This is a genomic window from Hahella sp. NS-SX17, from assembly GCF_057367735.1.
The window spans coordinates 163,540-188,676 of sequence record NZ_CM170632.1 but is presented as its reverse complement, the minus strand read 5'-3'; the positions used below and the strand labels follow the sequence as shown (position 1 = coordinate 188,676).

General features: G+C 51.1%; 25 protein-coding genes. 8 read left to right on the top strand and 17 right to left on the bottom strand.

Annotated elements, in window-relative coordinates; genetic code table 11:
• Window positions 1-245: 245 nt before the first annotated feature.
• From AC2IBB_RS00935 to AC2IBB_RS00925, 3 genes are read right to left on the bottom strand one after another with little or no spacing between them, the layout of a single operon-like run.
• Window positions 246-626, bottom strand: a complete 381-nt coding sequence (locus tag AC2IBB_RS00935; protein ID WP_486331047.1) for a hypothetical protein — start codon at window positions 624-626, stop codon at window positions 246-248.
• 35 nt (window positions 627-661) lie between these two features.
• Window positions 662-1,681, bottom strand: a complete 1,020-nt coding sequence (locus AC2IBB_RS00930; RefSeq protein WP_486331046.1) for an RHS repeat domain-containing protein — start codon at window positions 1,679-1,681, stop codon at window positions 662-664.
• Window positions 1,682-1,708: 27 nt separating this feature from the next.
• A complete protein-coding gene (locus AC2IBB_RS00925; RefSeq protein WP_486331045.1) occupies window positions 1,709-5,815 on the bottom strand; it encodes an RHS repeat domain-containing protein in 4,107 nt (1,368 codons plus the stop codon).
• Between the two features lie 598 nt (window positions 5,816-6,413).
• Between AC2IBB_RS00925 and AC2IBB_RS00920 the strand changes: the two genes are divergently transcribed.
• Window positions 6,414-7,478, top strand: a complete 1,065-nt coding sequence (locus tag AC2IBB_RS00920; RefSeq protein ID WP_305902334.1) for a helix-turn-helix domain-containing protein — start codon at window positions 6,414-6,416, stop codon at window positions 7,476-7,478.
• A complete protein-coding gene (locus tag AC2IBB_RS00915; protein WP_305902335.1) occupies window positions 7,462-7,965 on the top strand; it encodes a PIN domain-containing protein in 504 nt (167 codons plus the stop codon). The genes AC2IBB_RS00920 and AC2IBB_RS00915 overlap by 17 nt, the downstream gene beginning before the upstream one ends.
• Here the strand turns inward: AC2IBB_RS00915 and AC2IBB_RS00910 are convergent.
• Window positions 7,962-8,327, bottom strand: coding sequence for a hypothetical protein (locus AC2IBB_RS00910; protein WP_305902336.1), 366 nt, complete (start codon window positions 8,325-8,327; stop codon window positions 7,962-7,964). The genes AC2IBB_RS00915 and AC2IBB_RS00910 overlap by 4 nt on opposite strands.
• A gap of 507 nt (window positions 8,328-8,834) precedes the next feature.
• Between AC2IBB_RS00910 and AC2IBB_RS00905 the strand changes: the two genes are divergently transcribed.
• Window positions 8,835-10,520 carry a DUF262 domain-containing protein gene (locus tag AC2IBB_RS00905; RefSeq protein ID WP_486331044.1) on the top strand — a complete coding sequence of 562 codons (1,686 nt, stop codon included), beginning with the start codon at window positions 8,835-8,837 and terminating at the stop codon, window positions 10,518-10,520.
• 52 nt (window positions 10,521-10,572) lie between these two features.
• Here the strand turns inward: AC2IBB_RS00905 and AC2IBB_RS00900 are convergent, their stop codons facing one another.
• A complete protein-coding gene (locus AC2IBB_RS00900) occupies window positions 10,573-11,121 on the bottom strand; it encodes an Eco29kI family restriction endonuclease (protein ID WP_486331043.1) in 549 nt (182 codons plus the stop codon).
• Window positions 11,122-11,314: 193 nt separating this feature from the next.
• Between AC2IBB_RS00900 and AC2IBB_RS00895 the strand changes: the two genes are divergently transcribed.
• Both AC2IBB_RS00895 and AC2IBB_RS00890 read left to right on the top strand, forming a co-directional pair.
• Window positions 11,315-11,719: a very short patch repair endonuclease gene (locus AC2IBB_RS00895; RefSeq protein ID WP_305902340.1), complete on the top strand. Its 405-nt coding sequence runs from the start codon at window positions 11,315-11,317 to the stop codon at window positions 11,717-11,719.
• Between the two features lie 6 nt (window positions 11,720-11,725).
• Window positions 11,726-12,904 carry a DNA cytosine methyltransferase gene (locus AC2IBB_RS00890; RefSeq protein WP_486331042.1) on the top strand — a complete coding sequence of 393 codons (1,179 nt, stop codon included), beginning with the start codon at window positions 11,726-11,728 and terminating at the stop codon, window positions 12,902-12,904.
• Here the strand turns inward: AC2IBB_RS00890 and AC2IBB_RS00885 are convergent, their stop codons facing one another.
• Window positions 12,905-13,750, bottom strand: coding sequence for an Eco29kI family restriction endonuclease (locus AC2IBB_RS00885; RefSeq protein ID WP_486331041.1), 846 nt, complete (start codon window positions 13,748-13,750; stop codon window positions 12,905-12,907). It abuts the gene before it with no gap.
• A 210-nt stretch (window positions 13,751-13,960) separates the two neighbouring features.
• Between AC2IBB_RS00885 and AC2IBB_RS00880 the strand changes: the two genes are divergently transcribed.
• From AC2IBB_RS00880 to AC2IBB_RS00870, 3 genes are all read left to right on the top strand, one after another.
• On the top strand, window positions 13,961-14,503 hold the full coding sequence (locus tag AC2IBB_RS00880) for an NYN domain-containing protein (RefSeq protein WP_486331040.1): 543 nt from the start codon (window positions 13,961-13,963) through the stop codon (window positions 14,501-14,503).
• 325 nt (window positions 14,504-14,828) lie between these two features.
• Entirely contained in the window at window positions 14,829-15,353 is a 525-nt protein-coding gene (locus AC2IBB_RS00875; protein ID WP_486331039.1) for an SLATT domain-containing protein, read from the top strand.
• A gap of 4 nt (window positions 15,354-15,357) precedes the next feature.
• Complete coding sequence (locus tag AC2IBB_RS00870; protein WP_486331038.1) at window positions 15,358-16,134, top strand: SMODS domain-containing nucleotidyltransferase; 777 nt, start codon at window positions 15,358-15,360, stop codon at window positions 16,132-16,134.
• Between the two features lie 39 nt (window positions 16,135-16,173).
• Here AC2IBB_RS00870 and AC2IBB_RS00865 read toward each other — a convergent pair whose 3' ends face one another.
• From AC2IBB_RS00865 to AC2IBB_RS00815, 11 genes are read right to left on the bottom strand one after another with little or no spacing between them, the layout of a single operon-like run.
• Window positions 16,174-16,701, bottom strand: a complete 528-nt coding sequence (locus AC2IBB_RS00865) for a hypothetical protein (RefSeq protein WP_486331037.1) — start codon at window positions 16,699-16,701, stop codon at window positions 16,174-16,176.
• Window positions 16,701-17,105, bottom strand: a complete 405-nt coding sequence (locus tag AC2IBB_RS00860) for a DUF5675 family protein (protein WP_486331036.1) — start codon at window positions 17,103-17,105, stop codon at window positions 16,701-16,703. Before AC2IBB_RS00860 ends, AC2IBB_RS00865 begins: the two co-directional genes overlap by 1 nt.
• 16 nt (window positions 17,106-17,121) lie before the next feature.
• Window positions 17,122-17,412: a DUF6127 family protein gene (locus AC2IBB_RS00855; protein ID WP_486329993.1), complete on the bottom strand. Its 291-nt coding sequence runs from the start codon at window positions 17,410-17,412 to the stop codon at window positions 17,122-17,124.
• A 60-nt stretch (window positions 17,413-17,472) separates the two neighbouring features.
• Window positions 17,473-17,826 (bottom strand): DUF2793 domain-containing protein, encoded by a 354-nt coding sequence (locus AC2IBB_RS00850; protein WP_305902351.1) that lies wholly within the window; start codon window positions 17,824-17,826, stop codon window positions 17,473-17,475.
• Entirely contained in the window at window positions 17,826-20,012 is a 2,187-nt protein-coding gene (locus tag AC2IBB_RS00845) for a phage tail protein (RefSeq protein ID WP_486331035.1), read from the bottom strand. The genes AC2IBB_RS00850 and AC2IBB_RS00845 overlap by 1 nt, the downstream gene beginning before the upstream one ends.
• Window positions 20,002-20,217, bottom strand: coding sequence for a hypothetical protein (locus AC2IBB_RS00840; protein ID WP_486331034.1), 216 nt, complete (start codon window positions 20,215-20,217; stop codon window positions 20,002-20,004). The genes AC2IBB_RS00845 and AC2IBB_RS00840 overlap by 11 nt, the downstream gene beginning before the upstream one ends.
• Entirely contained in the window at window positions 20,214-20,447 is a 234-nt protein-coding gene (locus AC2IBB_RS00835; RefSeq protein WP_011399368.1) for a hypothetical protein, read from the bottom strand. Before AC2IBB_RS00835 ends, AC2IBB_RS00840 begins: the two co-directional genes overlap by 4 nt.
• Before the next feature lie 9 nt (window positions 20,448-20,456).
• The gene (locus AC2IBB_RS00830) at window positions 20,457-21,266 is read right to left on the bottom strand and encodes a phage BR0599 family protein (protein WP_486331033.1); all 810 of its coding nucleotides are present in this window, start codon (window positions 21,264-21,266) and stop codon (window positions 20,457-20,459) included.
• Entirely contained in the window at window positions 21,263-22,954 is a 1,692-nt protein-coding gene (locus AC2IBB_RS00825) for a hypothetical protein (RefSeq protein WP_486331032.1), read from the bottom strand. Before AC2IBB_RS00825 ends, AC2IBB_RS00830 begins: the two co-directional genes overlap by 4 nt.
• A gap of 2 nt (window positions 22,955-22,956) precedes the next feature.
• On the bottom strand, window positions 22,957-23,889 hold the full coding sequence (locus AC2IBB_RS00820) for a hypothetical protein (protein ID WP_486331031.1): 933 nt from the start codon (window positions 23,887-23,889) through the stop codon (window positions 22,957-22,959).
• Window positions 23,889-25,133 carry a discoidin domain-containing protein gene (locus AC2IBB_RS00815; protein WP_486331030.1) on the bottom strand — a complete coding sequence of 415 codons (1,245 nt, stop codon included), beginning with the start codon at window positions 25,131-25,133 and terminating at the stop codon, window positions 23,889-23,891. Before AC2IBB_RS00815 ends, AC2IBB_RS00820 begins: the two co-directional genes overlap by 1 nt.
• Between the last annotated feature and the right edge of the window lie 4 nt (window positions 25,134-25,137).

Here is a 25,137-nt window from a genome sequence, read left to right as displayed (position 1 = left end):
GCTTGGTCAGGTTGATGGGGAAAAACATCAACAATAAACAGACGGAGGATTGCGATATAGGCCAAGAAAAATTTATATATATCGATACAGTTTCGCCTTTTGGCTCGCTGTAGGGAGTGAAAACGGGAGCAAACCTTGTTGATAATGGCAGCTACAAGCATTACAGGTATCTGCATGGTACTGCTTGCCACTTCAGGAGAGAAAGGGCAGCCCAGAATAAAATCCAGGCTATCCCTTACAACCGGCTAGAGGTTAACTTTTACACTTGGGTCAAAATCGCTGTATTTTTCAATCCAACCATCTTCGCTATACAATTCTCCGCATAGGCCATCAGTTATGTCTTTTGACCTGACCTCGTCTTGATCTTGAGTCAAAATAAAATCCACATCTTCATTTTGCTCTAACATATAGAGGAGGTTGTGAATTGTTGAGTCAACAACATCATTAATAAGAGAACCCACAAACTGTTTAGCCTCGTCACTCAACAAACTATATTTCTTAAACTTATCAACAGATTGATCATCCTTATACCCGCCAGACAAGCTTTGTAACTGTTGCCGAATGGTATAATCTCTTACGGATTTAATCAGCATCTCACCAAAACTATCAAGATTTGAAATATCCATTATCATTCCTCAATATATAATTATTAAGATAAAGCCTACTTATTATTCCAAGGTATTTGTGTTGGAGCCCTCACCCCTTGCGACCTCAAGTTTAACAAAGATCTCGCGGTAATGCTTCTTGCAAGCTCACGTGAGGCCCCAGCTTCCATCAGCGCTCTAACAGCAATTCTTGTGTGCTCTCGCAGAGTATTTGGCCTTCCGCTTTTAGCTAACTCTGTAAATGCTGCTCTTTGATACGAAGTCGCCTTTTTGTGGGATATTCCGAGTTTATCCATAGCTTGTGGACTAATTGAGAAGCCCATCTTCGGGTCATAATTGACATGCCCCTTAAACCCAGACTTGGCGTGTATGTGATGCCCCTTTGCCTTAGCATATTCAGCCAAAGCCGTTTCTATGGCTATTACGCCAATTAGTCCAGCCATAGATGACATTCTAGCTCGAGGATCAGGCTTTGAGCTGGCAACAATTATATCAAATTTATACTGATCCCATATCTCTTCGAAATGACCAGGAAAGTACTTCCATCCGTACCTAAATGCATATTCATTTTTGACTTTGCTTGGATCACTCATCTCTCTACTTAATTCGTCATATTCACTTCGACTAAACGATCCATTCAGTCTATTACCGGTATTATAATCAATCCCAAACTCACCATTCGGATCAATATATCTAAAAGGGTTATTATAAGCGTATGAATATCGATTAAAGTGAGATGTGCCACCGTCCATAATATCCACGGGGTCAACCGCCATAAACCGCCCCACCACGGGATCGTAATAACGCGCGTTCAGGTACGTCAGCCCGGTATCGTTGTCGTGCAGTTTGCCGGTGTAGCCAACCCTTTCGTCAGCGGCGGCGCCTGACTTGACCACTTTCTCTCCGAACGGGGCATAGGTTTCACGCCAGATGACGTTGCCGCCCTCATCTGTGGCCGCGACCGGCGATCCGAGATTATCGTGGTGTAAATATTTGACACGTATAGCCGCGCTCGAAAGGGACGAGAGCAGCATTAACAACAGAGCGGATAGTGAAATAAACTTCCTAAAATCCATGTCTTTTACCTTTCTGTATCCTTGGCCTTAGTTTGGGTAGATGGTGGCTGGCCACTCGGTTTTAGAAGCCACTTCTGAATGCCTATCGCTGCTTATTTCCCATCTAAAGGAGGTTTTGACTTTTCCTTGATATGTATCCACGGACCTGACTGCATCTGAAAATGGGTAGTCCATTGAAAACAGAGTCACCTTGTCGAATGCTCCCTGGTCAACAACCCCGCTAAAGCTAAGCACCATCCTGTGCGGAAGGTCTATTACTGGCCCATAAATTGAGAAGCCAACAAGCTGCAAAGCACCAGCGCCAGATTCAATAGAATCACTAGAGATTGAACCATAGGCCATGACAGAACGACTATAACCTATTGTCGAACCAATAAAGACTTCTGGCCTCACGAGCACTGAAGTTGGGGAGACTGAGGACGGTGTTTCAATGTCCTGTTCAACTTCTGCTACAACCTTTCCGTCAAACATTACAAAGTTGGTTGCGACCTGGTTCACCATATCTTCTTCGTATAACAAAGAACCTAACTTGGAGTGCACCTGATATATTCCTTTATCATCATGAATTTCCAACACTCTTAAACCGTTGCCGTCATATTCATAATCAATATCTATTTGGGGAACGCTAACCAACGGATTGCTATTAGTAGTAATACTCAACATATCCCCTGAATGATCGTAGGTCATGACGAAGCGTCCATTATTGACTACATTGCCATAGCCATCATATTTGAACTCGTAGGGTATCCCAGTCGTACTTTTCAGTCGGTTGGAGCTGGCATCGTATACATAGCCGATTGATCCCAAATTACCCAGGCTCTTGGAAATCAGATTATCTTTGTGGTCATAGGTAAAGCTGCCAGCCCCCCACGCGCCATTGGCTGTTTTGATACGCCCCAAACCGTCATAGGTCAGCCCTGAGACAGACTGATTACTATCAACGTAATTGGTGATGGAAGTAATGTTGCCCAATGCATCGAAACCGTAGCTCAGGTTGCTGGCGACCACTCCGCCTTTGGCGCTGGTGGTATGACTCACAAATCGCCGCTCATTTAGCGTTTGGGCTATGACTTGGCCATTGCCATAGTGGTAACTGCTTGGGGTTCCAGATGGGTGATAGCTGACATTGCTAACAATATTTCCTATAGGCGTCCCGATGTTAGTTATTTGTCCCAGGTCGTTTACATCATAGGTGACCGTGAAATTGTTGGGGTACTTGATTTCTCTCAGGAACCCTGCGGGGTCATAGTCATAATCCAATGTAAATATCTTTTCGCCTGCTGCGGACAAAGTAAGAGTCTCTGAGTCAAGACTCCCCTCTGGCGTATATTGATACTCCCACTGGGTCATTCCCTTTTTCAGGTTCTTTAAAAGTCCGTTCTTGTAATAACTATAGGAAACATCATAACCCACTGGATAGTCCACCGACGCAAGGCGGTTTAGTTCGTCATAACGGTAGTGGGTATATCCCACACCTTTCACCTCTCTGGTATAAAGATTGCCTGCTTGGTCATAATCGAGCGTGACTACATTTCGTTCAGGCTCATTAATCGTTTTCAGCGTGTGAGTACCCTCGTAATAGCCATAACTGCGTGTCACGCCGCCCTGATTAACCGACGTGATATCTCCCACTTTATTACGACTAATCGTGGTTACCTGCCTGTCACTACCAGAAATATCCTGCACAACATAGCGACCCCAGGTTTTTTCTGGTGAGCCGTATCCTTCCATTAGATGGGCAGTTTTATACCCTTTCGCATCGGTGACAGTCGTGGCGTAGTCAAACCCGTAACCCGTCAGATCGCTGGCGCAGGCCGGGCCATAACAGTATTGGGTGACGCTATTGTCCACTGTCGTGGTTTCGGTAAGAATCCGGTTTAAGGCGTCATAAACTTTACGAACGCCTTGATCTTCGGCGCTGTTGTAAGAAGGATACGAAGTAAAAACCGTGCGACCCGCTGCGTCATACTCGGTGCGGGTATAAGAGGGGGTGACGCCAGCGCCTTCAAGCTTGGTAAGATAGGGGCGTCCTAATCCGTCAAGCGCGGTCTCTTTGCGATACAGCGTGCCTTCCCTTGCTTCAGCCACCTTATTGGCTTCGTAGGCGTAGTAAGTCGATGCAACGCTTGGCGGACTGACCTTCGTTACGCGATTTAGGCCATCGTATTCATAGTAAGTTCGGTTTCCTTCCTGGTCCTCCTCCCACTGAACAGTGCCGCTTGGATTTACTTCTCTGCTGATGGAGCCGGATGATGGGTACTCCTCCAAGGTCGGAACGCCTCGAAAATAGTTCAAGTAGTGAATCCGTTGCGTTCCCATTATGTTGGTATATTGCTTTTTATGAAGGTCGCCGGACTCATGGTAGGCGTAGCTTTCAGTAATCCCATTAATAGTCGTGGACTCTACCCGGCCTTTCTCGTTGTAAGAAATGCTGTTTATCCAAGACTCCCCGTTGTCGCCTTCGACTTTAATCTGGAGTGGGAATCCAATTAGCTGTGGCTTCGAAGTGGATTCCCATTGCTGGTTCAGGTAGGTTTTACGGGTGACTCGACTTTTTCCGCCGGTCACTTCCGTTATGGTTTGGGGCTGATAGTAGCTGGTGAAATCCGCGTACTGGGTCACATACTTCCCGTCCACAACCACTTTGCTCAGCATCAATGGTGTGGCGTTCTTGATGGCGTACAAGTTTTTGATATTCGTATTCTCGCCATAGAATCGACCCACCTTCCCCCAGGTGTCGTAGGTGAATTCAATTGTGCGCAGGGGATCTCCGCCCGCAGGTTCGTATACCTTGGCCGAATGCAACTGCCCCTCTCTGGCTTTACGATCATCGCTGATACCATTATTGGTATGCCAGAATACTTGTTCAGTCTTGGCGGAAGGGGAAACGCTGACCGTTTTCCAAAAACGATCATTATCAAACCACACATCGGCATAACTGAATGTGGTGACGGACTCTTTTAATTCCGTTCCTTTTAATGTTCTTTTTGAAAGGGAGTATTGGCCCACGCCCTTGGGGTGGTGGGTGGTGGAGATCGCCTCATAGTCATAGGTAATCGTCGCGCCGGTTGGCGTAGTGAGGGCGTGAAGCTTCAGGCCTTTCTTATCCGTATAGGTGAAACTCCAGGTCGTATTATCAGGAAGCGTCACGGTTTTCAGTCCGTCATGGACCTGCTTGCCCATCACTTCCTTGAAATAGTGGTCATACTTCCAGACGCGATTTCCCGTTGATTCATGGACGACAATTTCCTTCAGATAAGGAACCATCCCCACCGAATGATTCATGCCAAAACTCCAGCTTGAAATTACATGCTCCTGGGTCTCTTCTCCATAGTTGAAGTCAACGCGCCGTCCGTCATTGGTGGTTATCTGTTTGGGGAATACGTGTTCTTTCGCTGCAATAGTGCTACCTTCGCAGCTTTCTCTCTCCGCTTTGGTTAAGGGAGACTTCGCGCAATGCCCATTCCTCACGAAGTTGGAGGAAACCTTCCGGTGATATTGGTATTTGATCCAGTTGCCGTAAGCGTCAGTGACAGACGAGGCATAGGCCATAAGCTGGCCGCTTGCATCGTACTTATTATTCCCGTCAGCGCTCTGGTTCTGGTTGAATACATAGGTCTTTCCATCCGGGGAATACGCCGTGACATCCAGTCCGTTTATTTCGCCTTTCCAGCCAACAACGCCACGCACAGACAATAGCTTGCCATCTTTGATAACCAATGGCACCGCCTTGCTACCTGGGATCTCCAAGGTAATGCCGCTGACCTCATTCTCTCCCCAGCAATGCTGCCCCTTGTCTCCATGATCTCTACACTCGCTCCAGGAGCTGATTACATAAGACAAGCGAGGGACGTCAATGGTCCACTTTCCTAATATTTCCCAGCCATGATCGGAAAGGTTATAGGATCGATAAATATCGATATCCATGCCGCCTTGTCCTGGCAAGGTAAACTCTTTCACGGACCATCTGACGTCGCCGGTGAACTCGTCTATTTGCTCGCCGGATATCGCAGTGTTGCCGGTATCCGCCGCAGCGAGAAAGGTGTTTTCTATTTGACCGTTATCAGCCAGGGCCACTCCCGTCGTCATAACCAGCGGGGCGAACCATTTCCATATATGCTTGTTCCTGAGCATAGCTTCCTCAATAAAACTTCATGTTAATAAAGGCGATAGCAATGATTGTGCTTGGTGGTTGAACTGGGTATTAAGCAGATAAACCACTAAGCAACTAAAGTTGCATTTCAGATTGAAGAAGAAAAGAAAGCAGGGAGAATAAGGAGTGAATGTTTCGATAGCGTCCCTGCCGTCTCTTTTTCTCTCAGATACTCAAAGACATGATTCGGGCTTTAATAGCTCGATTTTTCAATGTTTGAGCACTGTTTCCATTTAGCGAGCGGCATATTAATAAATTTTGAACCTGATTAGAAGTCTCCTTAGTCGAACAAAGAATATACAATATAAGTTGTCATTAAACACAATGTCAAATGCATTTTTAGCTAAACATCATTAGGAGAGGAGAACATCAACTTGTTAAGACTAAGCGGGAGAGCGACACTTACTGACGCTTCAATGGATAAATTATAGACATCGCCGGGATATACAGAATTTCTGAATCTCTAGCGACTAATTGCCTTCTCCTTGAGTTGGTAATGGAAGAAGTTTACACTTCATCGTAAATCAATGATTTTTGTAAACCTTTACAATAACTCCATCAGGATAAGAGAGGACAGCAATGTTCAGCATTCGACTCAAACGAGCTCGCAAGGCAGCCGGGTTATCCCTGCGCGAGCTAGGAGCGCGTGTTGAGGTATCCCATGCTGCTATCAAAAAGTACGAGGATGGTACAACCATGCCTTCAAGCGATATTCTCATTAAACTATCGCGAGCCTTAAATGTACGCACAGAATATTTCTTTCGACCAGAAGCTGTAGAGCTTGAAAATATTGAATACCGCAAACGAGGGACCCTCCCAAAGAAACAACTGAAGGCTATTACACACAAAGTCATTGACCAGATTGAGCGTCGGATTGAGCTGGAAAATCTTTTTCCTCAGCCACCGGTCAAAACGTTTGCTCCAGTAGCAGAACTACCTGGACAGGTCGACACAATGGAGCAAATAGAAAGCATTGCCGAGACTGTTCGGGACGCTTGGGAGTTGGGATACGATCCGATTCCCGATCTGATCGATGTTCTGGAAACTAACGGCATTCGCGTGTTCAAAATCGACACGGATGGCGAGAACAAGTTTGATGGCCTCGCCGCTCGGGTTAATGACATGCCCATCGTTGTTGTAGGCCGTCATTGGCCAGGAGATCGTCAGCGTTTTACGCTAGCGCATGAACTGGGGCACCTTATGTTGGAAGGCCGTCTCACGGAAGGTCTGAATGAAGAGCTCGCCAGCAACCGCTTTGCCGGTGCTTTCTTGTTTCCCCGCAATTCTGTGCTACAAGAGCTAGGTCAGCGCCGAAACGCCATAGAGCTCAAGGAGTTAGGGTTGCTTAAAGAAGAGTTTGGCTTATCAATGGCAGGCATCCTTTATCGGGCCCGAGATGTTGGCATCATTTCTCACGCCTATCGGGAAGAGCAAGCCAAGTTATTCTACTCCAAGGGGTGGCATCTGAAGGAGCCAGGACTTGATTACCCTTCCGAGCAAGCACATGTTTTCGAGCAATTGGTATTTCACGCGCTTGCCGAAGAGTACATTGGTGAATCGAAAGCGGCGGAACTTATGAATTTGTCGCTACATCAGTTCCAACGTGTTCGCTTCATGGAAAGCGGCAATGCAGTTTTTAATTAGCGACGCCAACATCTTGATTGACATTGAGGTTGGCGACCTAGCTGCGCCAATGTTTAGTCTTGGCTACAAATTCCTCGTCCCTGACATTCTCTATTACGAGGAGTTGGAGGAACAGCATGCCCATTTGCTAGACCTAGGACTACAAATTCGTTCGTTATCGGAACAAGGGGTCAGACGAATGGAGACGCTGGCCCAAAGGTATGCAAGACCAGGGCGTAATGACTTGTTCGCACTAGCCTTGGCCGAAGCCGAGAAGTGTCCACTATTAACTGGCGACGCCGCATTGAGGCAGGCGGCAGAAACAGAGCAAATCGACGTCAAAGGCACGATTTGGCTTATTCTAGAAATGGTTCGCGAAGAGCGTATCACTGTGGCTGTAGCCAGAGCGGCGCTAGACAGAATGCGCAGCTCTGGCCGGCGATTGCCGTGGGATGTGGCGGAAGAACTCCTGTCAGAACTCGAAGCCAATTCACAAAGCGACAACTAATCTATCAGCCGACTAATAAAACGCGCGAAAAAGCCAATCGCATTTCTCTCTTGATAGCTTGGCCGGCTGAGCAGTGTATAATTCCGAACCCCGTAGTAGAGCCCGACAAGACCGCAAGCAATTCCCGCCCACTCAAACCAATGGATTCTTTTTCCGAACACCGCTTGTAACATGGGTTGGTAGATATTGCCTGACATTGCCTCAAGCTTTGAAACAAGCCAAAAAGGCATTATGAAGTAGAGGGACACAAATAATATCGCCCCCATTAAAAGCGCGCCCCACCAGGGCAATCTAGCGCCAACATGAGTAGCGTCAGAAATGATTGATATGTTAGAGCTGTTTTTCCTATAGCGACGTCCCATTCTTGGCTTCCTAATTAACTCATTCGTTGTTTCGTAGCGATCACAAGACACACATTTTCACTGCAAATTACCATTGAGCAAACTTCCACTTCGGGTCTGATCTGACCGAACTCCGTCGCGGCACGAGTTCGCCCCTGTTCTATAAAACCCGGAGGATTCCCCTTGTGCATCGCTCGCCTCTTCGTCGGTCGAAATATTACCGCCCTTGTACTGCTGCGATACATCTCGGAAGGTTATGCGACACTTATTGCTTCGAATCCAAGCTAACTTAAAGCAACTAGTTCGCTACTGCGCCCATATTCGCCAAAAAGCAGTGGGGATTTGTGTATCCATTTCTGGGCGGCTACCCTTTATTCTGATTGCTGTAGCTATTATCCCCAACCATAAAAATTAATGATACTATCCCTGGGTAACCTACGCGCAGGAATGGATATGGCCAAAGTTTACTTAGATCATTTGATACCGCGAGACAATTTCAGGTATGTTGACAAGAATAGACAGGGGCTTATGGAAGATACCTATAAGCAATCGGACATCCGACTCAGTGATATCGCTGTCGATTGGTTCACAAGATTACGGAAGCCCGACTTCCAGCGAGAAACAAACTCTTGGTCACCAGAGGGATGCGTCGCGTTACTCAAGTCAATACTCAATGGGGATGTTGTTCCAGGAATTATTGTCTGGAAGAGTAATGAGTCAACCTTGATCTATGTAATAGATGGCGCGCACAGACTGTCAGTTTTAAGGGCATGGATGCTTGATGACTGGGGGGACAAAAACATCGCGTATTACAATGAGCTACACAAAGCTGAAATTGTGTCTGCCGCAGAACAAGTCCGACAGATTGTAAACTCGGAAGTTGGATCATATGAAGACTTCAAATCTTTTCACCAACAGCTTCGACATTTGGTTAATGAGTCAAAAGCTCCCAGGAAGGAGATGTCTTCTTGGGCATTTCAACGAGCGAATTTTTACTCAAGCATCACTGATGGTTTAACTTTGGTGACCCAATGGGTCAAAGGGACATATCAAGAAGCGGAACGCTCATTCTTACAAATAAATAGAAGCGGTGAAAGGCTAGGTTCTTTTGAGCAAATGTTGATTGAGCATAGAAATGGCCCATATGGCAGAGTCGTTTCCAGTATAGTTAGCTCAGGACGGTCGGGCCACTTCTGGCCTGAGGGTGAAATAGAAGAGGAGCTTAACATTTATGTTGACGAATTTCCAAAGTATGCCGAGTCGATACATAATATTTTATTTCGCCCCCCTTACAATGGTGAAATATTAGACTTTAACCAGCCTTTGGTTATATCAAAACCAAGCGATAGATATGAAGACGGGCTTGAACTCGTAGCTCTAATATCTGAAAACTTATTACTATCCACAGATGAGTTAAAGTTGGAGTTACTCTCGAAGCATTGTACATCTGGAACACGAACAATAATAACACAGGCGAATGAGATTTTTCGCGTGGTACTCGACAGACTGTCACAGCTTATTGGAGAAAACACTAACCCGAAGTCTTTGGGCATAGTGCCTCTTATATACACCTACAACCATCAAGGCGTATATTCTAGAAACTTATTATATGCATTTGTGTACTGGTTATTCTCTGGAACTGACCAAGAGATCCGTGATAGGAAGATATTGTATAGCAGCGTGAGAGAACGATTTGAACGAATACTAACGACATTCAAATCTCAAATCACTAGCGTCGCATCCAGAAAAGGGGGAACGTTCAAATCAACAAAAGATATCTCCCAAACTCTAAACACCACTTTAACAATTTTAGTGGGAAACAGAGATAAATCATATCCGGCGGTCAGTGAGCTTATAAAGAAAGAGTTTGATTTTACACCTCCGAAGTCTGACGCCCATCCAGGCAGAACTATTCGAAAGTCTCAAAAAAATAAAGTTAATATAAACAGTTTAGTTGAAAGCTCTGTAAGGTGTGCGATTTGTGGGGGATTAATAGATCTTCGCCAAGGTAAGCAGTATGACCATCATTTTGAAAAATACTCAAAAGTTAAAATAACAGAATCTGCTAATATGAAGCCCACTCATCCGTTTTGCAATAATATGCGGGATAAAATCGAGGCATTACAAAAAAGCAACTCAAGTGCTAAGTTGCCAAAATTTGTGCCAGGAGAGGCTCCCCAACATACAAACCAACGTCAGCTTACTTTGTTTTAAGTAACATATGCGGCTTAAGGGTCCTTAAAGGACCCCGTAAAAGTAGCGCAATCTACTCTCCGCCAAGATTTTCAGCCCAGGGTCGCCCTGGGTGAAGCCGATCCCAATCCGACTTAGCCTGCTCATACCTTCCCTTCCCCGGATCGTTGTTTCCGAATCCAAATATCGTGGTGTTCCAAACTGGGCGCCACTCCCTTATCAAATGGGACTCGACCACGGAAATCAACGAGGACGATTCTCCGGACATGATCATGAAGCGGCATTTGAAATCCGAAAGGTCCAAGTTCGAAGCCTGCTTGATGCTTCTCGCGTGCGAACTCAGCCTCTTTTTCAATTTGGGCTCAGTGACGCTTGATTCGGCTCCTGTTCTCCAACCGGTCGGAACGGCTTTCCCCACATAAAGAGGCGCGCCTCTTTCGCGCTCCAACTGGTAGCTGGAGTGGGAGCCTTGATAATAAAGGGCGTATACCCCGGCGCCTAGAAAGTTCGAGTTTGGCGGTAGATCGTACAGGGGAGTTCTTTGCAGGAATGTCATCGCCTCCCTGACCAGCTGTGTTATTTTCGTTGAATGGAACATATGCTCGTGGGCATTTACCGACATCCGGAAACCTCCTTATTTGGCAAAAAAGTATCCTATTCACCGGTTGACTTTTTAACAATAGGGGCTTCACCCAGGGGTATATTTCTTAACTTGAAAGGCTTCCCCGCCAGAGTTGTAATGGCGCCGGAACGGTGCTATTACTACGCGCGCTTAAATAGGGGACGACGCACGGGAGAGAAAAAGGACTAGCGACATGGTGGACTCGGTCACGCCGTCTCGGCGATCTGAAATCATGGGCAGGGTCAGGTCAAAGGATACCTCTCCGGAGATGGCCGTGAGAAAGATGGTCCACTCCCTAGGGTATAGATATCGCCTCCACCGGAAGGACCTTCCCGGACGTCCGGACCTCGTTTTTCCGGGACGCGGAAAAATAATCTTTGTCCATGGGTGCTTTTGGCATCGTCATCCTGGATGTTCGCTAGCCCGAGTTCCCAAATCGCGAGTTGATTTTTGGGAGGCTAAACTCAATGCGAACCGGGAGCGGGATCTTCAGACGTTGAAAAAGCTTGAAGAGATGGGCTGGTCTTGTCTGGTGATATGGGAGTGCGAAATAAGGGAAAGTGGTTTAAGGGAACGAATAAAAGAATTTTTGGGGTAGAAGGCAATGAGTTCAATAGAGCTATTCGCAGGCGCGGGTGGTTTAGCCATAGGTATGAGTCAAGCGGGCTTCAAACATTCGGCTATCGTCGAATGGAATGCGGACGCCTGTGAAACCGTCAGGCTCAATATGGCGAAGGGTGTGGATGTCGTGGCGAACTGGCCACAGCCATACCAGGGCGATGCGCGGGAGTTCGACTATGGCGGTTTGGGCGATGATGTCGTGGTTGTCTCGGGAGGTCCGCCCTGTCAACCATTCTCTTTGGGAGGCAAGCACCAAGGCTTTCTCGACGATAGAGACATGTTTCCCGAGGCGGTGCGGGCGGTCAGGGAGTTGAAGCCAAAGGCATTCATCTTCGAGAACGTGAAAGGATTGCTTCGGCAAAACTTCGCCGAATATTTCGAGTATGTGATCCTTCAATTGACCTACCCAGAGCTTGTGCGCAAGAGGAACGAGAAGTGGGTCGATCACCTGTCTCGACTTGAACGGCGACACACCTCGGGTCGTCGGGCCCGCGGTGTAACCTATAATGTTGTATTCCGTTTGCTGAATGCCGCGAATTATGGCGTGCCGCAGAAGAGGGAACGCGTCTTCATCGTGGGATTCCGCTCCGATCTTGGCATAGAGTGGAACTTTCCTGACGAAACCCACTCGGAGGAAGCCCTGTTGGTTTCGAAGTGGATAACGGGGGATTATTGGGAAAGGCATGGAATTGCCATTGCCGATCGTCCAGAAATGCCCGCGCGCCTCGCAGCCCGAATCGACAAACTCAGACGACGCGGCCTATTCGAGGAAAACCATCAGCCTTGGGTGACAGTGAGGGATGCGATATGCGACCTTCCCGACCCTGAAGAATTTCCCGACAACAACATACCCAACCATTCTCATAACCCTGGCGCGCGATCCTATCCCGGTCATACTGGAAGTCCGTGGGACGAGCCGGCCAAAACATTGAAGGCTGGAGATCACGGCGTGCCGGGAGGAGAAAACATGCTGGCGCGGTACGACGGAACGGTGCGTTACTTCACGGTCAGGGAGGCGGCCAGGCTACAAACCTTCCCCGATCACTACCTGTTCAATGGCTCGTGGACGGAGACGATGCGCCAGTTGGGTAACGCGGTTCCGGTCAAACTGGCCGAGACCGTCGCCGCTTCCGTGGCGGCGGCCCTGCGAGAACACATCTAATCAATGCTGGCACATATCCTCAAGGAAGCGGTCCATCGCTTCCTCTCGCGTGTCATAGGGTGGGTATTGCGCGAAATGAGTGGCCAACAGGTTTCTAATATCCTCTTCCGATAATTGATCGTGGGTTGTCTCCCCCGCCCACGACCTTCCCGAGTGAAGCGTGTCCCACGGCGAGCGCTTGTTGCTTCGAGTGCTCGCCGAGTCCCCGTGTTTGCCTATCCCATAGCAAATTTTCGTTTCCTTGTTCCATACAGGTTTGTAAAGCGATATCAGATATCGCTCCGCAGCCTCCTGCCATCCGCTCACCACCACAAGGAATCGACATTCGAAATCATCCACGGACAAGTTACTGGCTTTGGAAATGCTTTTGAAGTGCTCCTTCAACCTCCGGTCCAGCTTCTCTCCCTGCTCGATTGGCGTACGCGCGTTCGCGAAATCCGGATCGGCCTTACCAACATAAATGGGGTGATCCTTCCTCGATATGGGAGCGTAAGGCTCAAATTCTCCTCGATAATATAGGGCATAAACTCCCGAACCATAAAAGCGGGCCTTATCCTCCAATCTCATCCTCGGTTGGGACAACAAAGCCATGGCCACCATGCGCCCCATGACATCCGGAGCGCTGGGGTCAAAAACCGAATTGGGCTGCCTGACCGGATCGATGCGTCCAATGGTCTCCGTAATTCGCCCCGTAATATCAAAGAGCGACTTTCTGACCTTGCGTAGTTGGTGATCCTTTAAATTATCCGCGCCCTCGGCGGAAAGTGCGTTCGTTAATTCATCCAATTGCTCCACCCAGTTGAACAAGGGGTGGGAGAGCGTTGATTTACTCTTCTTCGGGGGCATGCGTCGACATCCAATCGGTCATTAATCAAGAAGGAAACAAAACGGCGATTATGTCGGCGCGATGCGCCTCTGTCACGCCTTTTCCCTCTTCAACACAAGGACGAATATGAGCAAGTTCCCCGCGTTCCATTGATTTATCCGTTAGGTGGACTATCTTTGAGAAGCTTGCCGTGACGGCTCCCCCCATTACAGAGCAAGGAGGAGGACTATATGTCGGAATTCGTTTACGTTGACAACTCGAATATCTTTATTGAAGGAAAGAGAGTGGCGGCTGTGCAAAACGGCTTAGCCTTGGACATTTGGGAAGCTGTGAGAAACAACGTCTTGGACAACTCTTACCGTCTTGACTTTGGTAAACTTCATTTATTTGCTGCTGGTAACGACCCCTCTAAAATTGGTAGGGCGCTACTGTTTGGCTCACGTCCACCAAAGAATGACAGCCTTTGGAAGATAGCGGAGAGCGCTGGGTTTGAGGTGATCATAGAGGATCGGAACGTAGCGAATAAAGAGAAAAAAATTGATACAGGCTTGGTTTCAGCCATGCTGCGAGACGCGTATAAGAATGCATCCCCCCAGCGAGACGTGATTACGTTGGTTGCGGGCGACGCAGACTATGTGCCTCCTGTTCGCCAGTTAATTCAAGATGGTTATCAAGTTGATGTTATTTTTTGGGATCATGCCTCTAGTGAACTAAAAGGGGCGTGCAGCAATTTTATTTCTCTTAACAGCCATCTTCACGCATTGGAAGTATGAAGCCTTTAGGCCTATTGATGCTGCGGGAACTCGAGCAAAAACTTGATACACTCTCCTTATGCTAAATAACTGGCATGTGGTCTGTTTTGGTTTCGGTGGATCTGGCGGGGGCAGAGGCGTCCATAATGTTATGAGATAGTTACTAAATTCCGTCTTATACGACCTGTAGATTGCCTCGCTTTTAAATCCACTGCAAAGATTGACAGTTTATAGAGACTGTTGTGCCCACAGGAATACAGGCTATTATTTAAAAACACAGATACAACACGGCATTAATTATGAGCTTCCATGCACAGTAATACAACCAAGCACTAGCGAGCATTCAATGAGTAATGGTGAGCCTTTCCAGAAAAAATTCGGGATTGTAGCATTAACCCGTGAGGCTGAGCGTATAGAGGAGGACGCAACACTCACCAGTAAAAGCCACTACAATGCTGAAGAAATGTGGATGAAATGTAACTACTGGCTAGGAATACCCGCAACTATTCTAAGCGCAATCGCGGCAGCGACAGTAGCAAAAAACTGGCCTGAAATAACGGGAATTTGTGCACTAATAGCTTCGCTTTTAACCGGGCTTATGACATTCCTTAAACCTAACGAGCGCGCATCCCTTCATCGAACTGCTGCTGGTCAGTTTCTGGCCCTTCGGAATGATACACGCCTCTTTCGGGAAGTAGAGTCACTTCAAACCAATCAAATAGAAGAACTGATAGTTAGATTGAAAGCTCTTGCGAAAACTCGTAATGAACTGATACAGAAAGGCCCCAGTATACCTCGAAGAGCATTTGTTGTTGCCCGGCGAGGGATAGATCAAGGTGAATCCACGCATAAAGTTGACAAGGGTAAGTAGAGCGATGTCAGTACTTGGTTTCTTGGTAGCCTTGGCAAATAGCGCAGTTCTTTCTTCCGATGAAAAATCTTCAATTGCAACATCTATCAATACATTAGAAACACGGGCTTCGCAATATTTCAATAACGGAGAAATAAAAGAGGAATTCCAATTCGGCTCATCCACACGAGAGACCATTCTCCCTAGATCAATGGACGAGCACTCTGATATTGATTACATGGTCGTTTTTAATAACAGCGACTTCAAACCCATGACTTACCTAAACCAACTAAAAAGATTTGTGCAAGATCGTTACAGCACATCTCAAATATATCAATCCAGCCCCACCATTGTTCTAGAGCTAAATCATATTAAGTTTGATATAGTACCAGCAACCATCAATTTTCTTGGAGAATATCAAATCCCTAAAAATACAGATAACTGGATTAAAACAACCCCTAATGATTTTAATGCTAAACTTTCCACAAAAAACAAACATAACAACTATCTCATTAAGCCTGCAATTAGACTATTTAAACTTTGGAATGTGCGCAGCGGATATATTTTCGATTCATTCCTAATGGAGAAGTGGGTTTGCGACCTCTCATTTTTTGGGTGCACATGTATAAAAGATGTATTTTTAAATATATTTGATAACCTTAGTGTAAGTTTCAATTACTCTCTCAAAACAAATAACGAGATAGAGAGAGCCAAAAAAATGATTGAAAATGTCAGGAAATACGAGCAGCTCGGCTTACAAACTAAAGCTGAAGCTGAGATGCGGAAGCTTTTTCGGTTTTAACCTCCACTTTTTTCACTTGCCAAACTTTTTATCTACTTATTACTTCCGCAAACTACTCGGCCTTGACCCAAACCACCAAGTGACGGCCGTCGTTGTCAGAAATAACAGCTGCGCGATGGCCTCTTTGTACAGGACCATTAAATCGACCGGGCTTAGCGCGCCAACACCACCGAGATGGCGGCTAATATTTAGTGTGACAAACGTCGCCAGAATAAGCAGATAGACAGTAATCAGCGGTCGCATCAGGCCCCGGATAGCGTCCACAAACCACATACCATAAGTTTGACTCTGCTCTTTAAGCCCATCCTTGAACGCAGCAGTCTCCGCGATATCTCGGTTTATTCTCCCTTCCGTATCCGCCCGCAGAATCTGTTTGTCCGCCAGCGCCAGTTCATGGTTGTACTGAAGCTCCGCTTCCTGTTTGCGAAGCGTGGCCATTTTCAGCTCATAGGTGAGCCGGAATTGCTGATCCTTGCGTTCTTCTCGTTTGGTTAACCAACTCCCAAACATGCCCACCAATGCGCCTAACCCTGACGAGGAAAACAGCGCCAGCAGTCCTTCCAGCATCACTGTTCTCCCTGGATGGCCAGTCGCATTGGCTCCCGATTCAGCAGTTCAACGAATACCCGAAGCGCTGAGCGGGAGTTAAGCACCGCCCGCTCGCCAGCGAGCCAGCCTCGACGGTCGCCGATCAGCAGGCATCCCCGGGTATCGGCAACCACATTGCCGTGGTGAATCAGAATGCCTGTGCGATTTGGCACATCCCGCAGCCAATACACATTCCTGTATTTGCCGCTGCTGGAGCGCTCCATAAAGGTCGCTTCATAGACGCCCGCAGGAATGCAGCTCACCTTCGGCCGGTTATCCAGCCAGGGCCGCTCAAGGATCTGAAACGTCGCTCCTTTCACTGTCAGCGTACTGAGAATACACCCCAAGTGAATTTCATCCCGGATCATCATCGCCTCGATCATCTCAATCTCCTTGTGATCAGGATTGGAACAGTTTGAGTTTAATCGCGGCGCCCACCAAAAGCGCCGCCAGCAGCCCGGTCGTCATGGCTTTCACCAGCGTGCGCCAGGCGGTGCGTCGAGCATCGCGCCAAGCTTCAAGCAAGTCTCGTAGTTCTCTGATGTCGCGAGCGGCATGACCGTTCTCCAAGCCAAGATGAGATAGCACGCGCAAGGCGCCTTTTTCCGCCGCATGATCGAGTAGTTCGTCCAGTTCTTCCCGCCGCAACAGCAGGATGTCTTCGGGCACAGAGAGATTCGTCTCCGTCATTAGGGGGACTCCAAAGAATGTTTAGATCGTTTTCTTAAAAGGGATGGAACGCCGTAGGCGTCAGAGCGAGACGCCGCCGCTCCAATCCGTTCCGGTATAAGCGCAAAGCCTGGCTTCCTCTTCCACAAAGCACAGCCAGCCAGTTTTAGGCGTGTAATAGTCCCAGGCGTTTTGAATACGGACGGCGACCTGTCCGGCCTTGTTCTTCCATTCCCCGGTCGCATTGACGGGAATCAGATAACGATCGCCGTCCTGTGCCGTTGCAGGCGGAGCGCTCAGGTGTCGTCCCTTCACGGATAAGCCCACCAGCGCGCCCAGGCGTTTAAGGTTGGCGTCCATCCCCGCGGCCCAGCCGGATTCGCCGGAGCTCCAGCCATAGTGCAGGCCCAAATTGGGGTCGGTGTGTGCAGGCATCAAAGCCCTCCATAATAGTGATCATAATGTAGTCCGTAACCAGCGCGATCGATGCTGAGGTTGTGTTTTCGCCAGCTGGCGAGACCGCCGCGCGTCGCCTCCAGTTCAAAGCGTAGACGTCCATTGGGGCGCTCCATCCCTGCGTCGACCATCTCTTGCGCCAGCGGGTAACGCTGCGCGGTTCCGGTTAAATTGGCGTAGGTCCGCAGTAACTTTCCGTTCTCGCCATACACATGAAGGTGGTAGGTCACCCCAGGCTCCGGACCGATATCGCCACGGCTTTGCGGCGCCAGGTCCACGGTCTGGCTCAGCCGATCCCGGTGGGACCAAGTCAGCGACAGATCGCCACTCATGGCCTTTGGATACGCCTTGCCATTGATTTTCAGGTTGCCAGGGGGATATGGCCGATTCTGGCGCCGCCCCATGACAATGCTGTCGGTGGGCGCCGAGTTTAGCGGAAGGGTCCCTTTTCCGGTCGTCGTCAGCAGCCGCGCGTCGACTTTTTCCCCAGCAGCGTAATCAGTGGAGTCCGTCCCTTGAAATCCCTCTGCGAACCAAAGCCGGTCGCCAGCCTCATGCGACGTCGGCACGGTGTCGAGCACACCGCGTAACAGTGTGAGACTGCGCGCGGATAGGTCGATCGCCGTTACCGCGACAACCTCGTCGTTCAAATAGGCGTAGCCGCCCACTTCCACCAGGTCAAGGTCGCGCTCATCCTTCACCATCACGATGCTCTCCACTTGCGGCCCAAGGGGCTCGACGAGAACTGCGGTAGGACAAAACTCGCCCTGCTCTCGCCGTTGATAATTGGGAGCGGTATGCGATTTACTGTGCAGCTCATAATTGAGTGCGCCGGGCGCAGGTCTGGCCGCTAGCGCCTGCAGGTAGCAGTCCGATGCGTCCAGGTACGCCAATTCCGCAGGCGTCATAGCGCGGACCAGATCCCAGTAGGGAGCCTCCATGAGGAGCCGGTGCGAAGCCGCCGCAGGCGTGGGAACGGGATCGCTCCATCCCGTTGGCTGAGCGGAGGTATAACTGGCCGCGGGTAAGCCAAACACGTCTTCAACCGCTTCAATATGAATCGCGCCCTGGGTCAGGGTTCCGCCGTCGATGGCGGCGATGCGTAACACCAGTGACTCAATGCCTAATGCCGGCCAGGTGAGGATAAACACATCTCCCGGAGCCAGCCGCCATCCATTGCGGTTTACCTTGAGACGGACCTTCGCCAGAGGTGTGGAGACGGCGGTTAAGTCGCGCATGGCCACTCGGGACGCCAGCACATCCGATGTAATGCCGGGATAGCGCCGGGTCTGGGACACCACTGCGCCCTGGGCCTGGATATTGGCCAGGTCCTGCACCGTCACACTGGTTTCCTTGAAACTCTCGGGATGGGTGTAGATCAGCACCAGCTCGTTGGTGGTTTCTCCCCAGGCCGCTCGCTGAAAGCTCTCCAGTTCGATCACAGTGTTCGGACCAAAAACCGGTAAGGCTGACTGCGTATAGTTGGCCCGCACCAGCTTCAGCACAAAGCGCCCATTGGTGGGAGAGGTCGTCAGAACGCCGCCAATATGATCCAGCACCTCTTTCACAAACTGCTCGATTTTACTTTGCTGCGACCAGATCAGGCTTAACCCAAAGCCTTCCTGATACAACGCATCAGCCGCCGCCCGAAAACCACCGTCATCCAGACTGATGGCGGGATATCCCATGCCCCATACGGAATTGGTCAGACACTCGTAAAGGATATGGGCGGGGTTGGCGGCGCCATCGATTTCCGCCTTGTCGGGATACCAGGCCCTAAAGCAACGCTTCACCCGCACCGCCCAGGGTTTGATATAGGGATTGTTGGCGGCGAGGCAGACCTGCCTGAGAATGAGGCTGAACAATCCGCGATAAGCGGGCTGAGGATCTCCCTGGACGGCTTTAAGGTAGTCATTGGGTTGTTGCGTCTCTTCCCCAAACGCCGCATCCACGGAGCCATAGACGCCGCCCTCACGCTTGTCGCCGCCAAACAACTCTTTCTCGTTGAGCTGAAGTCGTCCACTACTTTTGAGGTCGCCTTTCCAGGCTTGGCGATCGCCGACCTGAATTTCGGTGAGGGCGTCCACCGGGCCGTGGCAGATCGCCAAATGCATCCCGAGGTAGTAGCGATACCCAACGGTGACCGACTTACTGCTACCGCCCATCCTGTTCCTCGTCTTGGCGTATTCGCGCCTGAGCCACAACCGCTTGGGCCATGACGTCGCCGGTGGCCAGCAATGTCCGCGCCGGCACTCCCGCTTCCAAAAACCGGGACCAGTCCAACCCATGGCGAGCGAACCAGGCGCGGCCGCCGCGATTGCAATAGCCCAACGCCCGCATATCGGCGTGGGTGACCGTCAACGACGTCATTTCTTACCGCCTTTGGATTTGATGGGCGTGGTGCGCAGATCTCCATACCAGACCACATTGGCGCTACGCACCAGCACTGTCCCAAACACCACGGGAATGGGACGCCCCTCGTCGGCGGTGGGCGCGTCTAGGTCCTTTAACTCCGCCGCCGGCGGTTGCGGCGGCTTGGGCGCCAGCGCGTACTGAACCAGTGTGGCGACAATCCACACAACGATTTGCATCCAAGGCATGAAAGGTCCTCAGTAAATTGGGCTGCCGCCGAAGGGATTCTTGGAGGGAATAAAGGGAAAGCCGCCGTAATTCAGACTGTTGCCAAACTTGGCGTCACAGGTCGTCAACGTGTGATCGCAGCCTGGGTACAACATCACCGCTGCGCCAACGCGAAGACCCGGCGGCGCAGTGGATAGCGTGATCGCGTCGCCACTCTGGCCGATGATCATGCGCTTTTCCGTCAATCCCTCGGCTGACCAGGTGGCGAATCCTCCCGCGAAATAGCCGTCCGCATAGTCGGCCGCTGCGGCGACGCGAATGACGGGGCCTTCCTGCGCCATCACGTTCCCCTTGATGCGATGCGCCGTGGGACTGGCGCCGCAGGCCGCGCCATAAAGCGCATGAGGACAATTGCGTTGATACAGACGACGCAAGCCTGTTCGCTGCAAACTGGTATAGACAGGCTCGCAATTGAACTCCACTTCAGAGCCGCGCCATTCCGCATTCAGCACCCGTCCCATCCACACGGGAACCGTCTCCGAGTCATCCCGATGCCGTCGGTATACGGTCAACAACGTCACTTCAGAGGGCGGCGTGGAAATAAACGCTTGAGCCACCGCCACATCCCGAGGCAGGGTGACGCGAAAGCCTGCGCGTCCGCTTTGCGCGCTGCGCTCGATGGGACCGCGTTTAATGGCGATGGCGAAATAAACCATGGCGTTATACGCTTCATCCTGGGCCGTACTGGTGTAGCGCCAGGCACGCGTTCCGCGCCGAAACTCATATAACTCAACCGGACTGGCGGCATCCATCGACACTTCGCGTTCTGCGTAACTCATACATCATCTCTAAGGGTAACAAGGGACAGGGTGACTTCCGCCAACGCATCGGTATGATGGGTGATTTCCACCGCGTCGGCGTCCAACCGCACCAGGGTGAGGAAGGAGATCCGTAAAAAATCCGTCGTCGCCATGGCCGAGCCAAGGGGGGATTCCATGGAAATTTGCTCACTCGCAGCGTTCATTTCCGAGGCCCCGAGGATACGTCGATAAAAACGGGTTCCGGAAACGGTGTGAAGCAGTAAATCGCGACGTCCCACCGCGGCGGCGGGCCCAGTCGCGTAGCCCCGATTCTCCACCGTCAGGGACGTATCCTGGGCGCCAACCGGCGCGACCACCACGAGATCGGATTGGAAACTGGGCAGCCAGAAGGGCTTCAAACGCCCAACCCTGGCCGCCAGCCAGCGGCGGAAATCAGAAATGGCGGCGCGCCCGACCAACAACCAGCGATGCGCACGGCGGCGGCGATCCACACCACTGAGGTCATCAATCACCCGACGCCCAGTCAGGTAATCCAGTTCACGCCAATCACGCCCCACACCGCCATCGAGATCCTCGCGCCAGTCCGGAGGCGTGAGCAGCACCGGATAGCCCAGGTAGTCATCCCCTTCCGGCAGCGCCGTCAGAGAACCTTCCTCCTCCAGACGAAACTGAGTCTTGGCCGCAACGATGACGTCGGTCACATACGTCAGACTCTGGTCGTTGCGCACTCGCGCCAGACACACTGGGGCAATACGGGAGCCAACAGGCCATGTTCGTTCCAGTGGCCGTTTAAGAGTCAGCTGATGAGGTTCCACAGACTCGATTTCCGCAAACTCCGCGCGCAGGTCATACATCACTCCCAGCAGCCCACCCACGGCGAAGTCACGGTGTGTGGCGTCCACAGGGAGCGTTCGCGTCCCGGCGGGAATCGCCATCGCCGACGCCACCGCGTCTGTCCACCAGGGCAGACCATAAACTCGCGCCTGCCAGGATATGAGCAGGTTCTCCATCAGCACGCGGGACCGGTCCGTCCCAGTCAGAATTCGATATTCCAGACTTCGCCTCGGCTGCGCCCGCAAACGCACCCGTTGTTCAACGCCTGACTGGGAACGCATTACATCAGTGAGCCACTCCAAGCGTTCAATTACTGGTTCAGACCAGTCTGGCGGCAGCGTCCAGCCCACGATGCGTCGTCCAATCACCCGCAGCGTTGGCGAATCCTGTGCGAACAGGAACTTAAACAACGCATCCATCTGGGGTGGACCGTTGGGAGATACCGATAGCGTATAACGTCGCGCTTCCAGAGCGCCGAAAACGGTAGGCGTCGATGCTGGTCCCGCCAAGGTCACGCCTTCAGACGTCTCACGTTCAACATCACTCAGAACGTGACTTTGAAGGTACGCATTCCAGACTTCAATCTCACGCATCTGCACCGAAGCCACGCTGCCCAGGTCAATGCGCTCAGGCAGAACATGCACCCGGTGATACCAGTCCACGCCAAAGCTTCCGGCGATCGCCCCTTCTCGGGGGATTCGCGGCGTAAACGTGGCGGCTTTGAGTTGGGAGCGTGTCGACGCAGGACTGGCGATCGCGCTCACGTCGGGCGGCCAGGCAGGCAGCGTGAGATGCTCCATGGCCTGCGCCAGGCGTGGGTTGTTCCATACGGCGCTACAGGACGCGGGGATAAAACCTTCTACAGCGGTCATGGTCAGGGGCCGTCATAGCGTACGGCGAAACCAAAGGTGCCCGTCGACAGACGCGACCCCGCAGAACTGCCGTAGGAGCCATTAGGGCTCTGTATGTCTTTTTCCCACCAGGGGAACACTTTCCAGCGCTCGCCCCCTAATGTGAGGATATCCCCGGCGTTGTAGTAATTGAGCCGCAGGCTGCGCCAGTGCTCCAAATGCCCTAACAATGAAATGTAACCGTCTGAGCGCGGCAGCCATAACCACATCGGCGTCATCACCGATTGCTGGCTCCAACTGTTGGGTTGGCGCATCTGAATGGGATGCGCGTACTGGGGAAAAGACGGCCAGACCGTATTGTTGGCGTTCGCGCCGGGCCAGATATTTCCGTCCACCCGACAGTGCAGAAAGCTCGCCCGATAATGCTGAAAGCCGTTGGAATGAGAGTCTGTATTACGAGTGTTCCAAAACGGCGCCGCCGGTGAGCGCCAGTAGCCCGCTCGGTATTGGCCTTCTCCCGCCTGCGTTGGGGTGAAATAGAACCCGTTCGTCGATTTGGCGGCCATGCAGTGGGAGGCCGCAAACCAGTTGCCGCCCTCCCAGGCGCCATACTTCTGAATGTCGCCAAAAGCCATCCACTGATGCCGGGATACGGAGTAATTCACGACACAGAGCATCAGGTCGGGCGACTCATGGGCGAACAAATGGTAAGTGGCGGGCCACGCGGAGCTGGGAAGCCAGATACGCGCCTTTTGCGGACAAGGATCGACGCTCAAATCCGCGCTATTGGCGCCGGCAATGACCACCTGGTCGGGATCAGCCAATGTCAGACTCACATGATTGACGCCTTTACTGAGCGAATCCCCCTGAATGCGCCAGCCATTGGCTTCGGCAAACAGCATCATGGCGTCCTTCAGCGCGGAGTTAGAACCGACCTGACCGGTTTCATACGCCATTACGCCAACCTCAACGCAAAGTAGTCGCGCACGCCTGTGCGAAACACATCCTGGACCACCAGATGCTCGACGCCATCGGCAACGACAGTGTTTTCCACGGCATTAGCGAAGCCCGGCACAAAATACACGCCGTCCAGTTCGCCATAGGTATTGGCGGGATCATTGAGCACAATCGGCATGAGCGGATAATGGCCTTCCGTGTCGCGGGTGATCACGCTGTTATTCCAGGGCCAGCTTTCTGGCTGACGCCATTCGCCGTCGATAAAGCGGAATTTGAAGTTCGCGCGATTGCCTTTGTAGGGTAAAACCAGCGAACCATCCGAATAGCGGGTCAATGCATCGGTGGGAGTCATACCCGCGGCCAGCAAGGGATAAGGAAACTGCCCCGGTGTGGCGTAAGGGAGAAACTTGCCCAGGTAAAACGTCATGTACGACGTATCCACTTTCACCACGCAGACAATGCGTTGGCCGTTGGCGACGAACCAATACGGCATCGCCGCATTCCACAAGGGAAATCCCATCATGGGCGACGCGCCGGGCTGTTTGCTGAAACCATTCGCCTCAACGAACCCCGAAAAACCCATCAGGCGCCAGTTGTAGATATCGGTGGTTGGCGACGCATAGGTTTCCACGCCCACAAAGACAGCTTCCTTACCGGACAGTCCTGGCCCCTGCAGAATCAACTGCGCGGGGACGCCATGGCTGATACGGGAGGTCTCCAGCGTTTCCAGCAGATCAAAATCCCGCAGCCCGCTGTAACCCCAGTCGCCGTTATTGGCGTGAATCAGGATGCGCCAATGGGTCTTCGCGCCAATGCTTGGCGCACTGACGCTGTATTCCCGAAACTGCGCGTTACTCCAACTCTGGTCATTCCAGGTTTCCTGAGCGATCCACACCTCGCCATCGTCCGACCCTTCCAAGGTGAAGGATTTGGGGGAACGCGAGGCTTTGCCCGCCCCCCTTAGAGTGAAGGCCCGCACTTCCAGAGGGCGCACCAGTTCCAGCCCCAAATGAGACGGCGCCGCCTGACTTTGCGCGGTTAACCATTCGCTGGCGCTGTCCGCGTCGAAGCCTCTGAAGGCCTCATAACCGCCCAGTTCGCTGCTGCAAAAAATGCGCTTATATCCAATCCAACGCAGCGCCCGCCAACGCTGTTCAACGGGCGTCATCGTTTGCGTCACGAATTGGTATAAACGCATCAGCAAGTCAATGTAATCGCTCGCCGTGCCGGATTCGTAGGCCATAAAA